The following is a 22,260-nucleotide window of genomic DNA, read 5'->3' on the forward strand; positions in this document are numbered from 1 at the left end:
CAGCCATGAACGCAAAAATAACGACCCAAGCTTTTTTTGACCCCGAAACCTGGACCGTCACCTACGTCGTCTCGGACAACCAGACCGGCCACGCGGCCATCATCGACCCGGTGCTTGACTACGACTTCAAGTCGGGACGCACGAGCACCACATCAGCCGATCGGGTGCGGGCCTACTTGGCGGACAAGCAACTGCATGTGGACTGGATTCTGGAAACCCACGCCCATGCCGACCACCTCTCGGGCGCACACTATTTGAAGGCGCATGTCGGCGGGCGCATTGCCATTGGCGAGAACATCCGCGCCGTCCAGTCGACCTTCAAGGCAGTCTTTAACCTGGAGCCTTCGTTCCTGCCCGATGGCAGCCAGTTCGACCATCTGTTCAAGGAAGGCGAGACGTTCAAAATTGGCAATGTCGAGGCCACAGCACTGCTGGTTCCAGGCCATACCCCGGCTGACATGGCGTACCGGGTGGAAGACTCGGTCTTTGTGGGCGACACGCTGTTCATGCCCGATGTCGGAACGGCGCGGGCAGACTTCCCGGGCGGCGACGTGCATGCGCTGTACCGGTCCATCCGCAAACTACTGGCCTTGCCGGAGGCGACCAAGATGTTTGTCTGCCACGACTATCCGCCGGCATCCCGCACGCCGCAATGGCAGACCACCGTGGGTGAGCAGCGCGCGAACAACATCCATGTGCATGACGGCGTTACCGAAGAAGCCTTCGTCGCCATGCGCACCGCCAGAGACGCGACGCTGGGAATGCCCACGCTCATCCTGCCGGCCATTCAGGTCAACGTCCGCGCCGGCGACCTGCCGCCCCCCGAAGACAACGGCATCAGTTATCTCAAAATTCCGGTCAACACGCTGGGCGTGAAGAGCAAATAGCATGCGCTTTGAACCGGGAGCGGTCGTCGCTGAACAACCAGATTTCACTTTGGCAGCTTTATGAACGAGGTCAGAATGAACACGCAAAATCATTGGGAACAGGTCTATCAGAGCAAGGCAGCGGACGCGGTCAGCTGGTTTCGCCCTCATCTGGAGCGCTCGCTTTCGTTGATAGAAAAAGCTGCGCCAGACCGTGCAATGTCCATCATTGACGTCGGTGGCGGCGAGTCGACCTTGGTCGATGATTTGCTCGGCGCGGGCTACCTTGACGTTAGCGTTCTTGATATTTCGCAGGCGGCCATTGATGCAACCCGGCAACGGCTCGGTCCCGCAGGCAATGCGGTGGCGTGGTGGGTCGGGGACGTCACCCAGGTCGCACTCCCCGAGGCAAGATACGACGTGTGGCATGACAGAGCGGTTTTTCACTTCCTGACTGACCTCGCGCAGCGCCGGGCCTATGTGCGCTTGGTGATGCATGCGGTCAAACCGGGAGGCCATGTCATCGTGGCGACGTTTGGGCCCGAGGGTCCCTCCAAGTGCAGCGGCCTTGACGTGGTTCGGTATGACGCGGATGGGCTGCACGGTGAGTTTGGCGATGCCTTTCGCCTCGTCGAAAGCGCAACTGAAGTACACGAGACGCCGTTTGGGACTTCGCAGCAGTTCATTTATTGCTACTGCGTCAAATCGTCATGAAACGCCAGGTCGAGGCCTGTGAATGATTAAATTCAATGCTCTGATGCCGGTGCCACGTCAGCGCTCGCCTGTTGGTCGGAGTTTTCGGGAAATGTCAAACAGGCCTCCAGGCCCACCGGATTTCGCGGACGAAGCTGCAAGCTTCCCGCGTAACGACTGGCCATCTCGCTGACGATGGAAAGCCCCAGACCGCTGCCTTGAGAGGCCGCACCACGCCTCCAGAACCGCTGCGTGGCCAGTGCGCAATCCACCTCGCTCAAGCCGGGCCCTTCATCGCAGACGCAAAAAGCGACATTCTGGTTTTCATGCATCTCGACGCGCAACACCACTTCGGACGGGCCAGTCGAATAGCGCATCGCATTGTCCAGAAGGTTGCGCAGCGCGCAGACCAGCAGCGATTCGGGCACTGCCAATGCAATCGTTCGGTTTGGCAGGAACAAGCGCACGCGTCCCTTCGCATGTTGACCGGCTTGGGCATCGTCAATCGCCAGCTTTGCGGCGACATCTGCGAAGGATCGGCCTCGCGACGCCGGCTGGAGCGAACCCTCCAGGCGCGCCAAAAGTAGTAGCTGATCAAGTGTGTTTTGCAGCCGCAGCACCCCCCGTTCGGCATCGGCCAATGCTTGCTGCGCCACGGGCGCGCCGTCAGCTTTCCGGGCGGCAAGCCGCATGACCTGCAGGTGTGTTTTGATACCCGTCAAGGGCGTTCGCAGCTCGTGCGCAGCGTCGTCGGTGAACCGCCGTTCCCGGGCCATCGCATCCTGCATGCGACCGACCAGATGCTCGATGGTATCCACGAGCGGCCGCAACTCGGGCGGCGCTTGGGTGTCGGGCAGTGGTGCGGTGTCTGAGGGCCCGCGCAGAGCAAGCGCTGCGCGCACTCTCTCGATGGGACGCAGGCCGCTACCGATTCCAAACCACAGCAACAACAAACTGCCGGCCAGCGCGATGGCAAAAGGAATCCCGGCAGTCAGGGCGATGTCCCGCAGCAAACTCTCACGCACATCGATGCGATCGGCGGTGGCGATCCGGATGCCGCCTTCCTGCAATACATAGGTGCGCCAGAGTTTGCCGCCAAAGCTGCGCGTGCTGTAGCCCGGCTGAACGTCGCCCAGACCAGGGCTGCTGGTCGTTCGAGCCACGGGCTGCATCGTCACTTCTCCACGCAGCAGGCTGACTTCACAGGCCAGGCCATCGCGTGCGACAACGTCGAGGGCCGATTCCACCGGCTTGCCTACTGCCATGCTTTCGCGCGGCATCTGCATGACCAACCCAGCCACCATGCGCGCCGATGCGGCCAGCCGGTCATCAAGCGCTGTGCGAAGCTCGCGGCGCACGTCGATGAGCATCCAGACCGCCACCAGGCTCCACAGGGTCACCAGCGACAGTCCGATGATGGCCAAAAGGCGTACACGCAGACTCCACGGGCGCCCAGTGCTGGACCTGGCACCGGGCGCTTTGCTTGATGCCGCATTTTTCGGGGTCGATGAGCGCTTCACCAGCCAGCTTCTCCAAGGCGATAGCCTTGACCACGTACAGTCTCGACAATATTGGGGCCGAGCTTTCGACGCAGGTGGTGGATGTGCACGTTGATGGCGTTGCTTTCAACTTCCTGTTCGAACCCGTAGAGGCTGTCGCGCAGGCGCTCCGCACTCAGGACGTGCTGCGGATGCTGAAGCAGCGCCCGGAGCAGGGCCAGTTCCCGGCGCGAAAGGTCGATCCGCGCACCATCAAGCGCGACCTCTCCCGTGGAGGCCACAAATGACAAAGGACCATGATTGACTTGGTTGACACTTCGCCCGGCCGCACGGCGGTGCAGCGCATGAAGACGCGCCAGCAACTCATCCAGGTCGAAGGGCTTGAGCAGATAGTCATCGGCACCGGCCTGCAAGCCCTCGACACGGTACTCGACGGCATCCCGCGCCGTCAGAACCAGCACGGGCAGCGATTGTCCGCGGGTCCGCCAGCGTCGCAGCAGCGCCATACCGTCCTCGTCCGGAAGTCCCAGGTCAAGAACGCAGACATCGAAGTGAAAACTGTCCAATGCAGCCTGGGCGGCGGCAGCGGTGCCAACCCAGTCCACCATCAAGCCATGCAGCCGCAGCCCGGCAGTGACGCCACTGGCCACCAACTCGTCGTCCTCGACCAACAGGATATGCAAAACGTGCCTCCTTGCACAACCATAGCGTGGGAATTGTCTCACTCTGAAATATGGAACTGTTAACGCTCACTTAATCGTGCATCAGCATGATGAACAACTTAAATTCTTTAAGGCTCCCACATTGCGTAGATCCTTCGTTACCTTCCTGCATGGCCTGCTGAACATCTGCATTGCGATGATTGCGGCGTTTGCGCTTGGCCAAGGCGCCGCCCATGCGGAGACCGCATTTCTCACTGCCGAAGAGGCATTCGTACTGACCGTTAACGAATCTGCAGGCAGCGCCGAGGGAGTTACGTTGAACTGGGCGATCGCTCCAGGTTACTACCTGTACCGCGACCGCATCGACGTCACGGCCCAACCACCCGGTGTTGTTGTGCAGCTCGACCGTCCACAGGGCGAGCAGAAAAACGATCCGAACTTTGGTTTGATGGAGGTCTTCCACGATGCAGTGACTGTCCAGGTGCACCCCGGCACGGCGCGCGATCTGACCGTGACCTGGCAAGGCTGCGCCGAAGCGGGTCTGTGTTACCCGCCCCAAACCCGAAAGATTTCCTTGGGCGGCGGCGCTGGAAATGCGTCCGCATTGCCAGCGCCGATCTCGACGGTTGCCGCCAGTGCAGATGCATCCCCCAAGGCTTCCCTGCTGCAAGCCGCGATGGGAAACGACAGCGCTGTCCAGCAGTTGCTGACTACGCGCTCGCTGGCCTGGACGCTGCCGATCTTCTTCCTTTTGGGCATCGCCCTGGCATTCACGCCTTGCGTGCTGCCCATGGTTCCCATCGTGTCGAGCATCGTCGTGGGCAGCCAGGCAGGTCCGAGGCGTTCGTTCGCGCTATCGCTGGCGTTCGTGCTGCCTATGGCGCTGACCTACGCAACGCTGGGTATCGCTGCCGCCCTGGCCGGCTCCAATCTGCAGGCGTGGCTGCAAAACCGCTGGACATTGTTCGCATTCGGCGGCGTCTTTGTCGTGCTGGCGCTGGGGATGTTTGGGTTCTTCGAACTTCAGCTGCCCGCTTTCCTGCGCAACCGGCTCGATCGCGTCAGCCGCGCGCGTCAAGGCGGAACGCTGTCTGGCGCTGCTGGCATGGGTGCCTTGTCGGCGCTGCTGGTCGGTCCCTGCATGACCGCTCCGCTGGCAGGCGCCCTGCTCTACATCGCGCAAAGCGGCAATGTGGTTCAAGGCGGACTGCTCCTTCTTTTCCTGGGACTGGGCATGGGTGTGCCTTTGCTGGTGGTCGGAACGCTGGGCACGCGATGCTTGCCAAGGCCCGGCCCATGGATGAATCGCATCAAAGGCGTCTTTGGATTTTTGCTGTTGGGCACGGCGCTGTGGATGGTGCAGCGTGTCGTAGCTCCCTTTGTGGCGTTGGCCTTGTGGGGCGCGCTGTGCCTGAGTGTGGCGCTGACATTGTTCCAAATGCTGCGCGCAGGCGGTGCTGCCGATGCGGGTCGCACCGGGCCGGGCCTGCTCGTGCGTTCCCTGGCGCTCGTGGTTGGCCTGTGGGGTGCCGCCATGGTGTTTGGCGCTGCCGCCGGAAGTGCCGATCCCTGGCGTCCCCTGGCCGGCATTGTGAGCCGCTCCGGGTCAGCGAGCCAGGACAAAGATACTGCGTCGGCAAGCGACTCCAGCTTCCAGACGGTCCGCAGCCCGCAGGAATTGCAGGCTCGTCTTGGCGAGGCCTTGGCCGCAGGCCAGCCAGTGCTGGTGGACTTCTATGCGGATTGGTGCGTGTCGTGCAAAACCATCGAGTCCGAAGTGTTTGGCAATGAGAAGGTTCAACGCGCCCTGGCCGGCGTGATGCGTCTGCGCGCCGACATCACCGAAGGCAATGCGGCCCAACAGGACCTCATGCGCAAGCACCAGATCATCGGCCCTCCCACCGTGATGCTCTTCGATGCGCAAGGCCGCGAGCGACGGGATGCGCGCCTGGTGGGCGAGTTCACGGTGAAGGATCTTTTGCAGCGCAATCCTGAAGGGAGCGGACTTTGATGAGCAACACACTGCAGATAGGTCCGCTGACCTTCCCATTTCAGTTGCTGCTGGTTTTCGCAGCCGTGGCATTGGCGCTGTTTGTATCGAATTTTCTAGGGCGCAAGGCGGGCGTGGACGCTGAGACACCCCTGTTTCGCCTGCTGCTGCTGGCCCTGCTGGCTGCCAGGCTGGGGTTTGTCATCCAGTACCGCGAAATCTACTTTGCAACGCCGCTGGACATGCTGGACATTCGCGACGGCGGCTGGCAACCGGTCGCGGGAGTAGCCGCCGCCTGGGTTGGGGCACTTGTGCTGGGCTGGCGGCGGCCTAGCGTTCGATTCCCCGTCGTGAGTGCGCTGGCGGTCGCCACCCTGGTATGGGGATTGGGGACGGCAGCGATGGCATGGCAGCCCGCCCAGACAACAGAGCTGCCCAGCATAAGTTTGACCAGCGTGGATGGGCGGCCCGTGGCGTTGTCAGCATTTGCCGGTGCGCCAATGGTGGTGAATCTTTGGGCCACATGGTGCCCGCCTTGCCAGCGCGAAATGCCCGTTATGGCGAAAGCGCAAGCCGACCATCCAGGCATTCATTTCGTGTTTCTTAACCAGGGCGAATCCCAGTCCAAGGTCCAGGCTTATCTCGCTGCGCACCAGCTCGGTCTGCGTAACGTGCTGCTCGACACGCAAGGTCAGGCCGGCATGCATTTCGGCCAACAAGCGCTTCCCGCCACCTTGTTCTTCGATGCCCAAGGCCGCCTGGTCGATACGCGTATCGGCGAACTGTCAAATGCCACCCTGAGCCAGCGTCTCCAGGCGCTCGCATCCCCTTAACCCTTAATCCAACCCTTGAACTCATGTATCCAAATCAACACTCGTTTCGTCGGGCACGCACGCTTTTACCAGTGTCCACCCTCCTGATCGGCCTCGCACTGAGCCCGGTTTCAGCCCAGGACCGCCCGCCCGTGCTCAAAGCGCTGGAAGCCAAAGGCGTCACGGTGGTGGGCACCTTTCCCTCTGCCGGCGGCCTGACGGCCTGGGCCGGCTACAGGGGCCAGCAACCCATTGCGTTGTACGCCACACCCGACGGCAAGCACCTTATCGCCGGAACACTGCTGGACGATCGAGGCAATGACGTCAATCAGGAGGCGCTGAAAAAGGCTGTGACCAAGCCCATGGCCGACGCCGTGTGGGGCCTGGTCGAGAAAAGTCACTGGATTGCGGACGGCTCCAGCAAGGCGTCACGCATCGTTTACGTGCTGACGGATCCGAATTGCCCCTACTGCAACAAGCTGTGGTCGGACGCACGGCCCTGGATCAATGCGGGCAAGGTGCAACTGCGCCATATCATGGTCGGAATACTGACGCCCACCAGCGCCGGAAAGGCCGCCGCGCTGCTGACCAGCAAGAACCCTGCAGCCGCATTGGCTGCCCACGAACAAGCCAACACGGCGGCCAACGCCAAGGTGATGGCTGCTGGACGGCCCAAGCCGCTGGAGGACAATGGCATCAAGCCGCTGGGCAAGATTCCCGCTGCCGCGCAGGCGCAACTTGATGCCAACGAGCAACTTATGGAGAACCTGCAACTGCGCGCCACACCGGCTTTGATCTGGCGTGACGACAAGGGCGCGGTGCAGACACGCACCGGTGCACCGGACGGCGCCCTTGCGGTGGCCTTTGGCCCGCTTTGAGTTTCAGGAGCAAATCCCATGCAGAAAACGCATTTGAAATCCACCATCACCACCGACATAGCAGTCATCGGTGCCGGCACCGCAGGACTGGCGGCCTTTCATGAAATCTCACGTGCCGGACGCTCCGCCCTGTTGATCGATCGCGGTCCCTTGGGAACCACTTGCGCACGCGTGGGCTGCATGCCATCGAAAGCAGCCCTGCATGCAGGTGAGCAATGGGCGACGCTGTCCCGGCTTGCCCCGGGCGGGCTTCCTTCAGCCAGTCAGACGCCAGATGGCCTGTGGCAGCGCGCGCGCGCCACGCGCAACCTCCTGGCCCAGGGAGTCGCCGAGCAGACCGTGGCGCAAGCCGGCGATCGACTGGTCATGGGAGAAGCACGTTTCCTGGACGCCCAGACCCTGGACGTCGGTGGCCAGCGCATCTGTGCAAAAGCCTTCGTGATTGCGACCGGATCACGGCCCGTCCTGCCCAAATTTCTGTCCGACCTCGGCTCCCTAGTCGTGACCACGGATACCTTGTTTGAACTCGAAAAACTACCGCGCAGCATCGGCATTCTGGGACTTGGCGCCATCGGTCTGGAAATGGGTCTGGCATTGGCCAGACTCGGCGTGCGCGTGGTGGCGGGCGACCTGAAGTCCACGCCTGCAGGCATCACCGACCCCGAAGTCAGGGCGCGTGCGCTTGAGCTTTTCAGCCCGGAACTGACGACCTGGCTGGGCCATCCGGTGGAGGTAGAGCTCGTCGGTGATGCGCTGCACATGCGTAGCGGTGAAGCGTCGGCCACGGTTGACCTGGTGCTCGCGGCGCTCGGCCGCCAGCCCAATGTCGAGCAACTCGACCTTGCCAATGCCGGCATCACGCTGGACAGCCACGGGCAGCCTGTCGTCGACTCTGCCAGCCTGCGCGCCGCAGGCAAGGCGGCGATTTTCCTGGCTGGAGATGTCACTCCGGACCGACCCTTGATGCATGAGGCCATCGGCGAAGGCGTGATGGCCGCGCGTGGCGCGTTACGCTCTCTTAATGATGGTTTTGAGAAAGCAGTGCCGCCCCGCCGCGCTGCCATCTCGATCGTGTTCAGCAACCCGGACGTTGCAGCCGTGGGGATGGCTTATGACCATCTCGACATGTCACGCACCGTGATTGGCACGGCCCAGGGCACAGGCAACGGGCGCTCCCGGATTCTGGGTGCAGAAGGCAATCTGGTGCGCGTCTATGTGGACCGTCACAGTGGTGTGCTGCTTGGCTCGGGCCTTGTCGCCGTGAAGGGAGAGCATCTGGCTCACGCCTTGGCGTGGGCGGTGCAACGGGGCGACACAGTTGAGAGCTTGCTTGCGATGCCTTACTATCATCCCAGCATTGAGGAAATGCTTCAGTCCGCGCTGAAGGATGCCGCCAGGCAAATGGCCGCGAACAGGCATGAGCGCGCCAGCGCACGTTTTTAGGAAGGGCACGATGTTACCCGGCACTTCACCTCTTCGCATCCTGCTTCATGCACCCACTGCGGCTGCCTTGACCAGGGCCCGTAACAATGTCAACAACATCGCGGCAGACGATCCCACAGCAGATGTCCGCATCGTGGTCAATGGCGAAGCTGTCGCTGCAGTGCTGGAAGCGCCCGATGCAATTCTGGATACCCGTACGCTGGTTTGTCCGAACACGCTTGGCCGGATGGGCCGCGATGCGCCGTCTCCGCTGGTCGTGCTTCCCCGGGGAGCCGCACTGTCGCTGGCGTTGATGCAGCAAGAAGGGTGGTGCTATGTCCGCGCCTGAACCATCTCACCGCATTCCAAATGTGCGCCACATCAACTCCTGCGTCATGAGACGTATAGCGGCTGCCGGGCTTTTATGCGTTGCTGTCGCAACCGCTTCGGCGCAGCCTGCAAAGCAAGGGCAGCAGATCGCTGCGCAAGGTACTTCCCAAGGTGTGGCTGCCTGTATCAGTTGCCACGGCGCAAAGGGTGAAGGCCTGGGCGCTTTTCCGCGCTTGGCCGGCACCGGCCAGGCTTACCTGCTGGCGCAACTTGACGCGTTTGCAGCCGGTAGCCGCAAAAATCCCATCATGCAGCCGATTGCGCAAAACCTCTCGTCCATCGAACGCCAGGCGGTGGCGCTCTACTTCAGCCAGTTGCCGGCGCCGTTTGTCGCGTCTGACCCAGCGCAGCCCTCGCCCTCCGATACAGGCGCATGGCTGGCGACGCGTGGCCGCTGGGCTGATCAGGTGCCAGCCTGCACCCAGTGCCATGGTCCGGGCGGTAGCGGCGTTGGCGCCCAGTTTCCGCCATTGGCCGGCCTGCCTGCGGCCTACATCGCCGAGCAGTTGCAGGCCTGGAGGGCAGGCAACCGGCCACCCGGACCGTTGGCGCTGATGTCCGAAATTGCGAAGAAGCTGTCCGACGCTGAAGTCAGCGCAGTCGCTGCGTATTATGAAAAACTTGCTGCGCAAGGCGCTGGCGTCACATCGGGCGGCTCGATCACGGCGGAACCTGCGAAAACGAAAGCTCGTCCATGAATCCCCAGCCCTCCACCTCCAAATTTCAGGTCAACAGCTTGCTGCTGTTCGTGGGGGCCATGGTCGCCATCCTGGCCGTCCTGACGGTTGGTGGAAATATGCTGTTTACACGCTTTGCTGACAAGCTGGTGCCTTCAACCGTCGTCCCGCTTGCACAAACGCCTGCCCCTGAAATCACGACTGTCGCCAGCCCTGCCGCGTCTGCACCAAATTCCAGTGCAAAGCCGGCAGCTGTGACTACCGTATTTACACCGCCCGCCGAGAGCACCATGCCCACTGGAGATTACGGCAAGGTCATCCGGCTGGGGCAGCAACTGTTCATGGAAACGGGCCAGCACGCCAGCCGTTATGTCGGCAACAGCTTGACTTGCGCCAACTGCCATCTTGATGCCGGCCGAAAGGCCGATTCCGCACCGCTGTGGGCGTCCTTCGTCCACTACCCGGCCTTTCGAAGCAAAACCGGCCAGGTGGACACGCTGGCCTCACGCATCCAGGGCTGCTTTGAGTACAGCATGAACGGCAAGGCGCCGCCCGCAGATGATCCGATCATCACGGCGTTGCAAACCTACGCGTTCTGGCTTGCCAAAGGCGCGCCGGTGGGCATGCCGCTGCCGGGCAGCGGCTACCCCAAGCTCAAAAAACCCGCGCAGCCTACCGATTACGCACGCGGCGAAAAAGTGTATGCGCAAAACTGCGCGCTGTGCCACGGCGCCGATGGCCTGGGCCAGCGCGCTGGCGACAAGCAGGTGTTTCCTCCGCTGTGGGGACCGAAATCGTTTAACTGGGGCGCCGGCATGCACCAGCTGGCCAACGCGGCCGGCTTTATCCAGGCCAACATGCCGTTGGGCAAAGGCGGCACTTTGAGCGAGCAGGATGCCTGGGACGTCGCTTCCTTCATGAACAGCCATGAACGCCCGCAGGACCCGCGCTTCACAAAGTCAGTCGCCGAGACGCGCAAAAAGTACCACGACACCGATGACTCGCTGTACGGCAAGACCGTCAACGGGCATGTGCTTGGGAGCCCTTGAAATGGTCGCGCCTTCTCCTTTCTGCGCGCCGCTTCACTGCATTGACTCCATCAGGATGCTTTTGGGCGTCGCGTGCTTTGCCCGCATTGTTCGAAATATGTCGCCAATCGCTTATTCGGTGGAAGGGGTGGCCCCGGACACCCATTTCAATCTTTTTTTAAACCAAGGAGCAATCTATGTCTGACTACGGATTTAAGACGACACTTTCGACGACTTTCGACGTTGCCTTGCCCCAAGTGCTGGCCGCGCTCAAAGCCGAGGGTTTTGGCGTGCTGAGTGATATTGATGTGGCCGGCGCGATGAAGGAAAAACTCGACATCGACATGCCGCCGTATCGGATTCTTGGCGCTTGCAATCCGCCTCTCGCACACCGGGCCTTGCAGGCTGAGCCCGACATCGGCCTTTTGTTGCCGTGCAATGTGATCGTGCGGCAAGACGCCGACGGGCAGGTGACGGTCGGCTTCCTCGACCCGCAACTGATGGTCGGCTTGACCGGCAACCCGAAGATTCGCGAAGTTGCCGACGATGCCGCCGCCAGGCTGCACCGCGTTTGCGATTCACTGGCCGGGCTCACAACGTCATGATCCCGAAGCGGGTGGTTTGGAGCGCGCACTGTCCGCAGGCTCGCTTAACGCGTGGCGTGTCACTTGCTGTCGGCAGAGTTACCAATGTCGCTTCTGAGGATCGAGTCTGGCCCTCCGGCCGCTGCGCCGTGATCGTCGATCCAGGTCTTTTCAATCATCTTCTTGCGAGAGGCTCGTGATGCAACGACGTCTTCAAATGCAAGCCGCCACAGCGGCGGCAGCGGCGCTTTTCCTCGCCGTGTCCACTGGTCTGGCACAGGCTCAAGCGCCGGCACGGCCTGCCGTTCCGGATTTCGGTGCCATTCACACCGCCCCGCAAGCCGCCGAGCGCCCGAGCAAGTCGCTTCGCTACAAGGTGGTGTTCAGCGTCACCCAGGGCAACGACGACACGACGAAGCCGAACGCAAGCCTCGAAAAAGTCGCGCGCTTCATGAATTTGCTGGCAGCCGATGGCGTTCGTCCGGTTTCCGGCGATGTGGTGGCCGTAATGCACGGCAAGGCGACACCGATCGTGATGGACGACGCCGCCTACCGCGCCCGCCACAACGGTACTGCGAACCCCAACGTTGAACTGATCGACCAGCTCAAGAAGGCAGGTGTGTCCGTTCGGGTGTGCAGCCAGGCGCTGGCCGCGGCGTCGATTGCGCCCGAGGCCGTCGACAAGCGGGTCAAGATCGACGTGGCGGCGTTGACGACGTTGGCCAACCTGCAGTTGCGCGGCCACGCACTGATCCCCGATTGATGCGCTCGCCAGTGCACTGCCACCGCCAATCCACTCGCGTGCGCCGGCAGCTGCTTGCAACAAGATTGAACAGTGCAACAAGCGCATGGGCATCGACAGCGCAAAACTTTATCGCGAGCGCTCGAATCTCGAGCCGTGTCTCCGATCCAAAAAAGGGCTGGAGTTCGACCACTGCCGCATTGGACGCCTCACACTGACGACTCGATCACTACTAGGAGACACCATGAACCAGTACACGAAACACTTCTTGACTTCGATGGCCCTGTTTTTGAGTATTGCAGCGATCTGGTCGACCCCGGTCATTGCACAGGATGCGATCAACGTCTACGGCCCCGGCGGGCCGGCTCCGGCGATCCAGGAAGCGGCCAAGGCCTTCGGCGCCGCGAACCAGATGACCGTCAACGTCGTCGCCGGGCCGACCAACCAATGGATCGACAAAGCCAAGCAAGACGCGGACATTGTCTTTAGCGGCGCCGAAAACATGATGACCGACTTCGCCAAAGCATTGCCCGGCGCGTTCGACCTCGTCGATGCGCAACCGATGTACCTGCGCCCGGTCGCGATCCTGGTGCGACCGGGTAACCCTAAAAAGATCCGCGGGTTTCGCGACCTGCTCGCGCCCGGCGTCAAGGTGCTCACCGTCGCAGGTTCCGGCCAGACGGGCTTGTGGGAAGACGTGGCCGGCCGAACCGGTGACATCGCCATGGTGCGCGCATTTCGCAAAAACATGGTGTTCCCGGAGGCGGCGAACAGCGGCGCTGCAAAACAGCAGTGGACAGAGCAAAAAGACATCGATGCGTGGCTCATCTGGAACATCTGGCAGGTCGCCAACCCGGAGCTGGCGCAGGTTGTCCCGATGGACGAACCGTTCCGCATCTATCGCGACGCCGGGGTCGTGTTGACCCACAAGGGCAGCGCCCAGCCGAAGGCCAAGGCGTTTATCGAGTATCTGCAGTCGCCGGCAGGGCAGAAGATTTTCGCCAAGTGGGGTTGGGATACGCGGTGAAGCGCTCGCCCGACAGCACAGCCCAGATGCTCGCGCTTGAGGCGCTGCGCTCGGGGACCATTGCCTCACTGGCCATGATGCCGTTCGGATTGCTCTTCAAGTCGATGGGTGTTCGCGTGGGCCACTGCGGACCCAAGGTGGGTGAAGCGCTGTTCGGCCATCAACCCGCCCCCTGGATGCCGGTGCTGCTGCTGGTGCAGCATTTCGTAATCGGGTGGTTGTCCGCCTTGCCCTTGCTGATGTTCTGGCTGTGGCGCGCGCCACGGGCGGTTCGACTGGGCGATGGTTTACTTTATGGCCTGGCGTACTACCTGGCGGTCAATGCCCTGGCTCTGCCTTGGCTGTTTGGCGACGCTTTCCCATGGCAGCTTGGCTGGAGCACCATCTATCCAAGTCTGGTCGTGCATCTGGTGTTTGGGGTTTCAATCGCCTTGACAGCACGCATGTTCGGATTTTTCCGATTCACGTGCGGATACGCGAAACTGGCCGAGCCTGAGTTTGCTACAAAATAAATAGCAACTTGCGCATGATATGCAAGGGCGTGAAGGCAATACGTCATCAAAAGACAAAATTGTTCTTTTTCTGAACTTCACAATTACTGCCTCCTCGGCAGGTGAAAGCACTGTACTTTTGGGCTTTGTCGGGCCCATGGGCACATCTGTGGTCGTGGTGCGAGATCGCCACTTGGTGACCGTGGCGCGGCTCAGCCCATATCGCTGAGCCAGGATGCTGGTCTTGTCTTTCTACCTTTGGGAAGCTCTGCTCAAACTCGCAGCGTTGTTCGGACGCTGCCGTGAAGCATGTTTTCCATAACGCTTTTTCCTCCTCAGCGGACTGCAATAACGTCATGGCTCTCCGGAACCATACACCCAGGCCATTTGAGCGGATGGGCCATGTGGGCAGCTCTGGCAGTCGTCCTGTTCCTGAAATCGACTTTTGAAGAGCGCTGGATGCATGAGAAACATCCTGCATATGCCGCCTAACGCCTGCGGAGCAAACGTATTTTTTCCTTGGTTGTTTTAATGACCCCGTTGTTCAAGTGCTGTCTGGCCAAACTTATAGAAAATGCGAGCTTCCACGGCGCAAACGCCACCGTGTTTGTCGAAGATACGCCGCAGCGCCTGACACTTCGCATAACAGATGCGGATCCGCTTACCGGCTCTAAGGTGGCAGCAGCTGGCTGATTTTTGCAGGTAAAATAGGCTGCAGCGCTTATCTTTATTGTACAACCAGCTATCAAAAAAATAGCAATTTCAACTGCAGCCGTTACCTGCCCGCAACCTGCACAGCTGCGCATAAGCGGGCAGCTCGAGCTGCAGCGTGACGTGGCGAATCTCGAAGTGCTCGTACAATTCGTGCTCGGCCTCCTGCAACACGGCGCTGGTGTCGGTGTCCTGATCTTTCAGCACCATGTGCGCCGTCAGCGCGACTTCAGAGGTGCCCATGGCCCAGACATGCAGGTCGTGGACCTCGGCAACACCCGGCAGCTTCAGCAGCAGCGCGCGCACCGCCGCCATGTCAATGCCCTCGGGAACGCCGTCAAACAGCATGTGCAGCGATTGCTTGAACAGGCCCCAGGTGCCCAGCACGATCACCACCGCAATCGCCAGGCTCATGACAGGGTCAATCCAGGTCCAGCCCTGCCAGAGGTGAAGCGCGCCGCCAATCACCACGCCCAGCGACACCAGCGCGTCGGCCGCCATGTGCAAAAAGGCGCCGCGAATGTTCAGGTCGTCCTTGCGTCCCCGCATGAACAGCAGTGCGGTAGCGGTGTTGATCACGATGCCGACACCCGCCACGGCCATGATGGTCCAGCCTTCGGTGGCTTCGGGTGTGCCCAGGCGGTTAAATGCTTCCCAGGCGAGTGAACCCATGGCCACCAGCAACAGCATGGCGTTAAAGAACGCCGCCAAAATGGAGGCCCGTTTCCATCCATAGGTGTGGCGGGCATTGGGCCGCAGCTTGCCAGCCAGCGCGCCACCCCAGGCCAGCACCAGGCCGGCCACGACGCTCAGGTTGTGGCCGGCATCGGCCAACAGCGCCAGTGAGTTGATCTTCCAGCCGTACCAGGCCTCTATCGCGACAAACGCCATATTGAGCGCAATGCCGATGGCAAAGGCGCGGTTGAATTCTGCGGGGGCATGGCTGTGCCCGTGGTCGTGGGCAGCGCTCAAAGCGTTTGTCCTGCGACCAGCGCCAACTTGCGGCGCATCGTGCCGGCCAGGTCAGTGCCGGGCGAGACGGTGTTAAAGACGGTTCCGTACTTCTTGACGTTGTCGTGCAGAAGATTGAGGCGCTGGTCCGACTCGTCGGTGTCCACCAGAATCTCGTAACGAATGGACTCCATCCTGGGAGGCACGTCCTGGCGCACACCGTGCACGCGGACCTGGACGCCGAGCAACTCGAACTTCAGCAGCGGCGTGACGCGTTCGATGCTCTTGATCATGCAGGCGGACAGCGCGGCCAGCAGGAGTTCAGCCGGGTTGAAGGCATCGCGCCGCCCCGCTAGGTCGGTGTCGAGCGTGATCTGTGCATCCTTGCAGTCCGCCTGGCTGCCGCGGGCGTCAAGCCGACGGGCGATCACTTCAAAAGTCATTTTTGGGGTGTTTGCAGTCATCGTTCAATTCCTTTCATTAATCATGCCGCAGCCCTGCCCGTAACCAGGAAAACCGGTTCCTGGTCGGGCGGCATCTGCTTGAGTTCCTCGTCTGTGAGCCGGGCATAAACCTCGATCAGGTAACCGCTGGGGTCGCGCAGCCACAACTCGTGCAGCGGGGTGCCGCGCCAAGTGGTGCGCGGCGGCTTGACGATGGGCGCGCCTTCGGCCAGGGCCGCATGGTAGGCGGCAATCACCGCGGCCTTGTCGGCTACGCCCAGGCCGAGGTGGTACAGGCTGTAGGTGTCGAGTGGCTGCGCACTGTCATTGACCAGAAGCACCAGGTTCAGGTGCAGATGAGGCACGGTAAACGTGCTGTAGCGGGCCGTGGCGTCTTTGGGTGCAGTGCCCAGAAACGCGGTGTAAAACGTAGTGCTTGCGGCCAGATCGGCCACGCGAAGACTCATGTGAAATTCGTGGGCGACTGGAAACGAAGGTGAAGGGGGGGTCATCTGCTGCTCCGGAATGGTTTTTTACAGCAAGGCTGAGATTTTTCAATGGCAACAAGCATGCTCTACACACCTGTAGACGAATGAGCACGCCAAAAGACGCAAAACGGCAACCGCGAACCGGTGTTCCGCATGGGCATTGCTCAAGCCTTCAGCGCGGCCAACTCGCTCAGGCTGTGGCCCAGCAGCACCCGAAAACTAGGCAATGCGGCCAAAGACGAGTGCGCGGACCTGCGCCCACTGCGCTTCGCGTGGAGCCGCTTCCTCTTGAATCGCCAGCGCTGCATGGAGGTCCAGCCGGCCTTGCGCATCGAACACCAGCCAGCTGCAGGTTTCGTTGACGACATCCTGCGCCTGGCCGCCAACGATGCGTAGATACCAGTCCACCAAGATGAAGCGGCGGCCAGCGAACTCGGGCAGGACGGTCTCGTTGCGGGCGAGCGCGACGTAGCGGTCATGTGCCAGCGGCTGAACGCTGCTGCCCTCGCCCAGCAGGAACAGGCGGGTTTCATGATCTACGGCCGCGTCAGGGTGCGCCGATTCGTCTTCAGGCGTCGTTGGCATCATGCGGGTCCTTCATAAACCGGGGCGAAGCCACCGCCGGGTGTTCGGAAATTGGTCGTCTGACCCTGGTACAGGCGTGCGGCCACCCATTGCACCTGGCCGTCATAGGTGTAGTCGCGCAGGTCGAACTTCAGCACCTGCGCCGGTTCCTCGTCCGAAATCACGCGCTCGCCGGGCGTGACCAGCGCCTGCGCGATGTAATCGCCAGCCAGGATTTCCTGCCACACCCGCTGGGTGAGCTTGTCACCCCGGTAGGCGGCCCGGCTGCCGAAGCCGGCAAATGGCTTGAAGAACAGGCGCCGGCGCTCGCGCCACAGCCGCTCGGCATTCGCCGGGTCCACTACTTCGGTGTGCGGAATGCCAGCCAGCAGAACGTCCTGGGTGGCCTGCGACACGCCCATGGTTTCAAGCCCCTTGGCATCGCTGAGCAAGGCCATGTTGCGCTTGTCCGCATACAGGGCGTGCGCCTGCGGATGCGGTGTGAGCACCATGGCGTTATCAAGGTAAGCCGCACGCAGCGTGGCGCTGGCGGGCGTGGCCAGCGAAAAGTCGGTCAGGCGGTTGTAGACCAGGTCGATGGCCGTCTCGCCGTGCCAGAGCAGGCCGCCGCGCAGGCTGAATTCATCTGGACCAGCAATCACCGCCTGCAACCCGTGGCGCTCAAACAGTTGCTCGAACAGCAAAAACTCAGGGTAGAGATACTGCTGCCCGGGCACCTCATCCACGATGGCGATGCTGCGCAGCGCCCGCGCGTGACCAGATAGCATCCATTCGTGGCGAAACATCGCCACGATGCGCGCTTCCAGCGCATCGGCGGTGGCCAGCGGCGGCACCAGATGCTCCATCGCCGGGCAACAGGCGCGCTGGGCCCGCGCCAGCACGGCGTTGAGCATCGCGCCACCCGCATTGGTATTGATCTCGATCAGCCCGAAGCCGCCCTCGGTGACATGAAAGTCGTAGCCGAAAAATACGCCCAGGGCACCGCCCGGGTCATGGCGCGCGATGGCGGGCGACCGGGCCAGAACCGCCTCGCGGTAAGCGGGCAGCGCCACCACCGATTCGATGGCCTGCACCAGTGCAGCCATGCGGGCCATGTGGGACTTCAACACAAACACGGGGCGGGCAGCGAACAAATAAGGGCAGCGCTCGCCCACCAGGTCAAACAGGTCCGGCGGGCCCATTTTCGCTTGCAATGCGCGCCGAAGCGCCTCGGTGTCCAGGCTGATGCAAAAGCATTCACTATTGAGGGCCTGAATCGACACACCGTGGCGCGATGCGATGGCCAGTGGCGTTGCCGGCAGCGAATTCATCAATGGGGTCATGAAAAGATTTTTTCTGTCTGTTGGTGGAAATCAAAAACTGATTACGGTGGCAGCCTCGGCAGCGAAGCGGGGGAACGCAAGCGCTGCGGATTCCAGCGTGATGCCGCGCGCACGAAAAGCCGCTTCGGCGCCGAACTTTTGCGCAAGTCCAATACAGGCGGTCACGCGAACGCCTTGCTGGACCAGACTGTCAATCTGCGCATTGAACGCTTTTCGCTCAAGCTGATCCGGGGTCGCAAGCGCGCCTTCGGCGGGTCCGAATATGTAAAGCTCCAGTGCCGTGGCGCTGCCGTCGGGGGCCTGGTGCATGTGTTCGGCCAACGCCGGAGCCGTTGAAAGGGAAGGTGCATCGTCATGGAAAAGATGCAGTACCAGTTTGGACATGTCAGTCTCAAGTGGGGTTTAGGGATGCAAGAAGGCGCCGACCATGCTGAAACACCACCACCTTGCCAGGTGGCAGAGAAATCCAGGCTTCGTCTGTGGTCAGGGGCTCGGTAGCAATCAGGCTGACGTGCCGGGCGCCGTCCTGCACGGGGCTCAAGGCAATGCGCAGGGTAGGACTGCCGAACGTCTCGTGGGGCGCCGCGCATTGCCTCTCGATGTAGAACAACCGGGTGGAACAGTGCGCATACAGGTATTGGCTGTCGGACAACAGAAAGTTGGCCATGCCGTGCTGGGCAAGTTCGCTCGCCCAGCCCTGGATGACCGGCAGCTTCTTGTTCAGATCAAACACCTCCTCAAGCCTCAAGGCCTGGCGAAGGCGGTCCATCAGGGTGCAGAACGCCCGTTCCGAGTCGGTCTCACCGAGCGGCAAGTTCCAGCTTGGCGCCAGGCGGCTGTCGGCCATCACGCCCGGCATATTGCCGTTGTGCGCAAACACATGGCAAGCCCCGTACAGCTCGCGCGCAAACGGGTGGGTGTTGGTGTACGAGTTCACGCGCGGCAGGCTGGCCAGGCGAATATGCGAGATCACGATTTCGCTGCGAAATTCATGCGACTCGATGAAGCGCAGGCAGGCGCTGCTTGATGCCGGTGCCGCTTCCTTGATCAGTCGGAAGTCGCGACCTTCCTTGAAGGCAATGCCCCAGCCGTCCTTGTGCGGGCCCAGCCTTCCACCGCGTCCGCCCAGAACGCCGAGCGAAAACGTCACATTGGCAGGCCTGTCGCTGGAGAGTGCGAAAAGTTCACACATGAATCATTAACCTGAATGAATGTCCTGCGCAATCAAGGTGAGTGTGGACAACGCACGAGATCAACGTCATCGCTTTTCCATGCGCTGGCTCAGCAGCGCCACCAGCATGCCCGCCGACACCACGGCCGCCCCGAGCGTCCAGGCCAATACGGCGCCAAGCTCGGTGCGGTAGTGCCAAGTGGCGATGCTGGCGGCGATGAAGCCGATCTCGGTCGCGCCAAACACCACGGTCAGCCAGAACTGCATTTGCGTCATCTGCTGCTGGTATCGGGTGGTCAATGCAAAGCTGACCGTCTCCAGGCGGTCCATCAGTGCGTCGTAGAGGTCGATGATGCCGAACAAGCGCTCCCCCTCCTCGGCAACCTGGTCGCCAAACCGGGTGGCGGCCATCGTGGCGCCGTAATACTCCTCCAGCCCGCTGCTGATCTGCTGCTTGAGCTCCAGCAGGGCCTCGATGCTGGCCGGCGTGCGCTGCGACAGCCGTTCATACAGCTGCAGCAGCACAGCGCGCTCTATCAGCAGCAATTCGAGCGTGACCAAAAACGGCACGGCGCTGCGCGGCGGCAAGCCGGACTCGAAGTCCGCCAGGGCCGATTCGTCTTCGCACCCGTGAATGTCAAGCGCAGCGCGGCGCCCCAGCAAGGTGATGCCGCCCACGCGTGCACAAAAGTCGCGCGCCAGCTCGGCATCGACCACATCCGGCTTGAGCCTGCGCGCCGAACGGTCGCGCCACATCAGGCGCACGATGTCGTCTGCCTGCCCGGCTGTCAGTGCCGCAAGCGGTTGCGTGGGCAAGCGCACGACACTGCAAGGCAGGTACTGGCGGTAGGCGCTCTCGCCTCCCAACGCAAGGTTCAGAGGCTGCAAGGCCTGCCAGACCTGCATCGGCAGGCTGCCGGGCAACTGGTCGTCGAGCCATGCTGTCCAGCGCTCGGCATTGAAATCCTGCAGGCGGCCCGGCAGCCACACCTCCCACAGCGCCACGCCAGCCACATGGGTGAACAGATGCACGTCAGCCACGGTCGGGCCATGCGGGTCGTTGGCGGAACGGGTCAGGGCGATACGGCCAATGGCGCTGTGCGTCAACCGCCCGGCGTCCATGAAGGCTCGGCCCAGCACATGCACTTCGGTTTCGTCGCGCAGGTGCCGGTAGTTCGAGAGCTGCAGCGCCGAGAACGGTGTCACACCGGTCAGCCGCAGCGCAGCATCCAGATCGACTGCGCTGGGAATGGCCGGTAGCGACACCGAAAACAGCAGCGCAAAGCCGGGCACCGCCTTGACCGGCGGTTGATTTGGAGGAGCCTCGGCATCTGCGGTCATCACCTGCATCATGCGCCCTTGGAATTTCGTGGGATCCTGTCCTTAACGAAGTGGCGCCCAAGTCTGCTGGCATGGTTTTTTCTGTCAGGCACGCGGCGCTCAGGCCCGGGCCGTCAGCCACTGCTCGATCTTGTCGCGGCTGGGCACGCCGCCGGCATGCACCACCTTGCCGTTGATGACGACGCCGGGGGTGCTCATCACGCCGTAGCACATGATGTCGCGCAGCTCCTCGACTTTTTCAAGCTTGACGCTGACGCCTTTGGCTTGCGCGATCTGGTCGATCAGTGCGATGGTGGCTTTGCAGTTGGCGCAGCCGGTGCCGAGAACTTTGATGTCCATGATGTTTCCTTGGATGAATTGAAAAAATTGAAAAAATTGAAACAGGGATGGTGTGGCGCCTACAGCACGGCGTTGAACACAAACCCCACCAGCAAAATGCCGGTGGCCACGACAGCGACAAAGGTGGCAATCAGCCGCACCTTGAGCACTTTGCGCAAGATGATCATCTCGGGCAGCGACAGCGCAATCACGCTCATCATGAAGGCCAGCACCGTGCCGAGCGCCGCGCCCTTGGCCAGCAGCGCCTGCACGATCGGGATCACGCCGGCCGCGTTGGTGTACATCGGCACGCCCATCAGCACTGCCAGCGGCACCGACCACCAGACCTCCTTGCCCATGAAACTGGCCATGAAGTCTTCCGGCACATAACCGTGGATCAGGGCGCCCAGGGCAATACCGCCCAGGATGTAGGGCCAGACCTTACCCACGATCTCACGCACTGCTGCAAAGCCGCCCTGAATCCGGTCGGCCAGCGTGGCGCCCGCGTCTTCAAACTGGACTGAGGTCCTGGGCATGTCGCGGACCCAGTCTTCCAGGTAGGCTTCCATCTTGAGGCGGCCAATGACCCAGCCCGCCACGATGGCGACGCTCAAGCCCAGGCCCAGGTAGAGCGTCGCAACTTTCCAGCCAAACATGCCGAACAACAGCGTCAAGGCGACTTCGTTGACCATGGGTGCCGAGATCAGGAACGAAAAGGTCACGCCCAGCGGCACCCCGGCCTGCACGAAGCCGATGAACAGCGGCACTGCCGAGCAGGAACAAAACGGGGTGACGATGCCCAGCGACGCGGCCATCACATTGGCCACGCCCTCGCTGCGCCCGGCCAGCAGCGCCCGTGTATGCTCCGGGGTGAAGTAGCTGTTGATCATTCCCATGACGAACACCACGCCGGTCAGCAGCATCAAGACCTTGGGCGTGTCATACAGAAAAAACTGCATTGCGCCGCCCAGGTGGCTGCTGCGATCCACAGGCAGGGCCGCGACCAGGGCTTCAGAGCCCGGCAGCAGCATCTGGTACAGCCCCCACCAGACGGCAGCGGCAAGTCGAACTCGATAGCCTGGCTGGCGCACCAGTAAGGTGGACCCCTGAGTCAAGACAAATTTGAACTCAGTTTAAGTTGCACTCGATTCCACTCGCAGCTGGACGGC

25 protein-coding genes are annotated in these 22,260 nt (G+C 61.8%); 13 read left to right on the forward strand and 12 right to left on the reverse strand.

What is annotated here, in order from left to right; all coding sequences use genetic code 11:
- Positions 1-5: 5 nt before the first annotated feature.
- Together ACP7AD_RS16485 and ACP7AD_RS16490 are read left to right on the forward strand one after the other, a co-directional pair.
- Positions 6-887, forward strand: a complete 882-nt coding sequence (locus ACP7AD_RS16485; protein WP_426148841.1) for an MBL fold metallo-hydrolase — start codon at positions 6-8, stop codon at positions 885-887.
- Positions 888-962: 75 nt separating this feature from the next.
- Entirely contained in the window at positions 963-1,580 is a 618-nt protein-coding gene (locus tag ACP7AD_RS16490) for a class I SAM-dependent methyltransferase (RefSeq protein ID WP_426148840.1), read from the forward strand.
- Between the two features lie 32 nt (positions 1,581-1,612).
- Here ACP7AD_RS16490 and ACP7AD_RS16495 read toward each other — a convergent pair whose 3' ends face one another.
- Positions 1,613-2,983, reverse strand: a complete 1,371-nt coding sequence (locus tag ACP7AD_RS16495) for an ATP-binding protein (protein WP_426148839.1) — start codon at positions 2,981-2,983, stop codon at positions 1,613-1,615.
- Between the two features lie 92 nt (positions 2,984-3,075).
- Positions 3,076-3,741 (reverse strand): response regulator, encoded by a 666-nt coding sequence (locus ACP7AD_RS16500; protein ID WP_426148838.1) that lies wholly within the window; start codon positions 3,739-3,741, stop codon positions 3,076-3,078.
- 121 nt (positions 3,742-3,862) lie between these two features.
- Between ACP7AD_RS16500 and dsbD the strand changes: the two genes are divergently transcribed.
- The 11 genes from dsbD to ACP7AD_RS16555 all read left to right on the forward strand — a co-directional run bounded on the left by dsbD (position 3,863) and on the right by ACP7AD_RS16555 (position 13,782).
- Positions 3,863-5,731 (forward strand): protein-disulfide reductase DsbD, encoded by a 1,869-nt coding sequence (dsbD, locus tag ACP7AD_RS16505; RefSeq protein ID WP_426148837.1) that lies wholly within the window; start codon positions 3,863-3,865, stop codon positions 5,729-5,731.
- A complete protein-coding gene (locus ACP7AD_RS16510) occupies positions 5,731-6,543 on the forward strand; it encodes a TlpA family protein disulfide reductase (protein WP_426148836.1) in 813 nt (270 codons plus the stop codon). The genes dsbD and ACP7AD_RS16510 overlap by 1 nt, the downstream gene beginning before the upstream one ends.
- 71 nt (positions 6,544-6,614) lie before the next feature.
- A complete protein-coding gene (dsbG, locus tag ACP7AD_RS16515; RefSeq protein ID WP_426148835.1) occupies positions 6,615-7,400 on the forward strand; it encodes a thiol:disulfide interchange protein DsbG in 786 nt (261 codons plus the stop codon).
- An 18-nt stretch (positions 7,401-7,418) separates the two neighbouring features.
- Positions 7,419-8,843, forward strand: coding sequence for a dihydrolipoyl dehydrogenase (locus ACP7AD_RS16520; protein ID WP_426148834.1), 1,425 nt, complete (start codon positions 7,419-7,421; stop codon positions 8,841-8,843).
- A 67-nt stretch (positions 8,844-8,910) separates the two neighbouring features.
- Positions 8,911-9,171: a hypothetical protein gene (locus ACP7AD_RS16525; RefSeq protein WP_426148833.1), complete on the forward strand. Its 261-nt coding sequence runs from the start codon at positions 8,911-8,913 to the stop codon at positions 9,169-9,171.
- A gap of 46 nt (positions 9,172-9,217) precedes the next feature.
- On the forward strand, positions 9,218-9,910 hold the full coding sequence (locus tag ACP7AD_RS16530) for a c-type cytochrome (protein ID WP_426148832.1): 693 nt from the start codon (positions 9,218-9,220) through the stop codon (positions 9,908-9,910).
- Positions 9,907-10,938 (forward strand): c-type cytochrome, encoded by a 1,032-nt coding sequence (locus ACP7AD_RS16535; RefSeq protein WP_426148831.1) that lies wholly within the window; start codon positions 9,907-9,909, stop codon positions 10,936-10,938. Before ACP7AD_RS16530 ends, ACP7AD_RS16535 begins: the two co-directional genes overlap by 4 nt.
- Positions 10,939-11,114: 176 nt before the next feature.
- On the forward strand, positions 11,115-11,522 hold the full coding sequence (locus ACP7AD_RS16540) for a DUF302 domain-containing protein (RefSeq protein WP_426148830.1): 408 nt from the start codon (positions 11,115-11,117) through the stop codon (positions 11,520-11,522).
- Positions 11,523-11,700: 178 nt separating this feature from the next.
- A complete protein-coding gene (locus ACP7AD_RS16545; RefSeq protein WP_426148829.1) occupies positions 11,701-12,264 on the forward strand; it encodes a DsrE family protein in 564 nt (187 codons plus the stop codon).
- 223 nt (positions 12,265-12,487) lie between these two features.
- Entirely contained in the window at positions 12,488-13,270 is a 783-nt protein-coding gene (locus ACP7AD_RS16550; protein ID WP_426148828.1) for an extracellular solute-binding protein, read from the forward strand.
- 26 nt (positions 13,271-13,296) lie between these two features.
- Positions 13,297-13,782 (forward strand): hypothetical protein, encoded by a 486-nt coding sequence (locus tag ACP7AD_RS16555; protein WP_426166230.1) that lies wholly within the window; start codon positions 13,297-13,299, stop codon positions 13,780-13,782.
- Positions 13,783-14,523: 741 nt separating this feature from the next.
- On the opposite strand, the gene ACP7AD_RS16560 is transcribed toward ACP7AD_RS16555, so the two are convergent.
- From ACP7AD_RS16560 to ACP7AD_RS16605, 10 genes are all read right to left on the reverse strand, one after another.
- Positions 14,524-15,444, reverse strand: a complete 921-nt coding sequence (locus ACP7AD_RS16560; protein ID WP_426148826.1) for a cation diffusion facilitator family transporter — start codon at positions 15,442-15,444, stop codon at positions 14,524-14,526.
- Positions 15,441-15,887 (reverse strand): OsmC family protein, encoded by a 447-nt coding sequence (locus tag ACP7AD_RS16565; protein ID WP_426148825.1) that lies wholly within the window; start codon positions 15,885-15,887, stop codon positions 15,441-15,443. Before ACP7AD_RS16565 ends, ACP7AD_RS16560 begins: the two co-directional genes overlap by 4 nt.
- 20 nt (positions 15,888-15,907) lie before the next feature.
- Positions 15,908-16,333 (reverse strand): VOC family protein, encoded by a 426-nt coding sequence (locus ACP7AD_RS16570; protein ID WP_426166233.1) that lies wholly within the window; start codon positions 16,331-16,333, stop codon positions 15,908-15,910.
- A gap of 240 nt (positions 16,334-16,573) precedes the next feature.
- A complete protein-coding gene (locus ACP7AD_RS16575) occupies positions 16,574-16,939 on the reverse strand; it encodes a hypothetical protein (protein WP_426148823.1) in 366 nt (121 codons plus the stop codon).
- On the reverse strand, positions 16,939-18,261 hold the full coding sequence (locus ACP7AD_RS16580; RefSeq protein ID WP_426148822.1) for a hypothetical protein: 1,323 nt from the start codon (positions 18,259-18,261) through the stop codon (positions 16,939-16,941). The genes ACP7AD_RS16575 and ACP7AD_RS16580 overlap by 1 nt, the downstream gene beginning before the upstream one ends.
- Positions 18,262-18,291: 30 nt before the next feature.
- Entirely contained in the window at positions 18,292-18,645 is a 354-nt protein-coding gene (locus ACP7AD_RS16585) for a hypothetical protein (RefSeq protein WP_426148821.1), read from the reverse strand.
- Between the two features lie 7 nt (positions 18,646-18,652).
- The gene (locus tag ACP7AD_RS16590) at positions 18,653-19,453 is read right to left on the reverse strand and encodes a class II glutamine amidotransferase (protein ID WP_426148820.1); all 801 of its coding nucleotides are present in this window, start codon (positions 19,451-19,453) and stop codon (positions 18,653-18,655) included.
- A 66-nt stretch (positions 19,454-19,519) separates the two neighbouring features.
- Positions 19,520-20,773, reverse strand: a complete 1,254-nt coding sequence (locus ACP7AD_RS16595) for a hypothetical protein (RefSeq protein ID WP_426148819.1) — start codon at positions 20,771-20,773, stop codon at positions 19,520-19,522.
- A gap of 99 nt (positions 20,774-20,872) precedes the next feature.
- On the reverse strand, positions 20,873-21,112 hold the full coding sequence (locus ACP7AD_RS16600; RefSeq protein WP_426148818.1) for a thioredoxin family protein: 240 nt from the start codon (positions 21,110-21,112) through the stop codon (positions 20,873-20,875).
- Positions 21,113-21,171: 59 nt separating this feature from the next.
- Entirely contained in the window at positions 21,172-22,206 is a 1,035-nt protein-coding gene (locus tag ACP7AD_RS16605; protein WP_426148817.1) for a permease, read from the reverse strand.
- Positions 22,207-22,260: the final 54 nt, after the last annotated feature.

It is taken from the genome of Polaromonas sp. DSP2-3-2b2, from assembly GCF_049895905.1.
GTDB lineage: Bacteria > Pseudomonadota > Gammaproteobacteria > Burkholderiales > Burkholderiaceae_C > Polaromonas.

Coding starts and splice junctions, on each gene's coding strand:
- ACP7AD_RS16570 (WP_426166233.1), bottom strand. CDS start 16,333: ATGAGTCTTCGCGTGGCCGATCTGGCCGCAAGCACTACGTTTTACACC.
- ACP7AD_RS16555 (WP_426166230.1), top strand. CDS start 13,297: ATGCTCGCGCTTGAGGCGCTGCGCTCGGGGACCATTGCCTCACTGGCC.
- ACP7AD_RS16530 (WP_426148832.1), top strand. CDS start 9,218: ATGAGACGTATAGCGGCTGCCGGGCTTTTATGCGTTGCTGTCGCAACC.
- ACP7AD_RS16565 (WP_426148825.1), bottom strand. CDS start 15,887: ATGACTGCAAACACCCCAAAAATGACTTTTGAAGTGATCGCCCGTCGG.
- ACP7AD_RS16545 (WP_426148829.1), top strand. CDS start 11,701: ATGCAACGACGTCTTCAAATGCAAGCCGCCACAGCGGCGGCAGCGGCG.
- ACP7AD_RS16520 (WP_426148834.1), top strand. CDS start 7,419: ATGCAGAAAACGCATTTGAAATCCACCATCACCACCGACATAGCAGTC.
- ACP7AD_RS16595 (WP_426148819.1), bottom strand. CDS start 20,773: ATGACCGCAGATGCCGAGGCTCCTCCAAATCAACCGCCGGTCAAGGCG.
- ACP7AD_RS16485 (WP_426148841.1), top strand. CDS start 6: ATGAACGCAAAAATAACGACCCAAGCTTTTTTTGACCCCGAAACCTGG.
- ACP7AD_RS16490 (WP_426148840.1), top strand. CDS start 963: ATGAACACGCAAAATCATTGGGAACAGGTCTATCAGAGCAAGGCAGCG.
- ACP7AD_RS16540 (WP_426148830.1), top strand. CDS start 11,115: ATGTCTGACTACGGATTTAAGACGACACTTTCGACGACTTTCGACGTT.
- ACP7AD_RS16580 (WP_426148822.1), bottom strand. CDS start 18,261: ATGACCCCATTGATGAATTCGCTGCCGGCAACGCCACTGGCCATCGCA.
- ACP7AD_RS16585 (WP_426148821.1), bottom strand. CDS start 18,645: ATGTCCAAACTGGTACTGCATCTTTTCCATGACGATGCACCTTCCCTT.
- ACP7AD_RS16535 (WP_426148831.1), top strand. CDS start 9,907: ATGAATCCCCAGCCCTCCACCTCCAAATTTCAGGTCAACAGCTTGCTG.
- ACP7AD_RS16600 (WP_426148818.1), bottom strand. CDS start 21,112: ATGGACATCAAAGTTCTCGGCACCGGCTGCGCCAACTGCAAAGCCACC.
- ACP7AD_RS16590 (WP_426148820.1), bottom strand. CDS start 19,453: ATGTGTGAACTTTTCGCACTCTCCAGCGACAGGCCTGCCAATGTGACG.
- ACP7AD_RS16510 (WP_426148836.1), top strand. CDS start 5,731: ATGAGCAACACACTGCAGATAGGTCCGCTGACCTTCCCATTTCAGTTG.
- ACP7AD_RS16575 (WP_426148823.1), bottom strand. CDS start 16,939: ATGCCAACGACGCCTGAAGACGAATCGGCGCACCCTGACGCGGCCGTA.
- ACP7AD_RS16550 (WP_426148828.1), top strand. CDS start 12,488: ATGAACCAGTACACGAAACACTTCTTGACTTCGATGGCCCTGTTTTTG.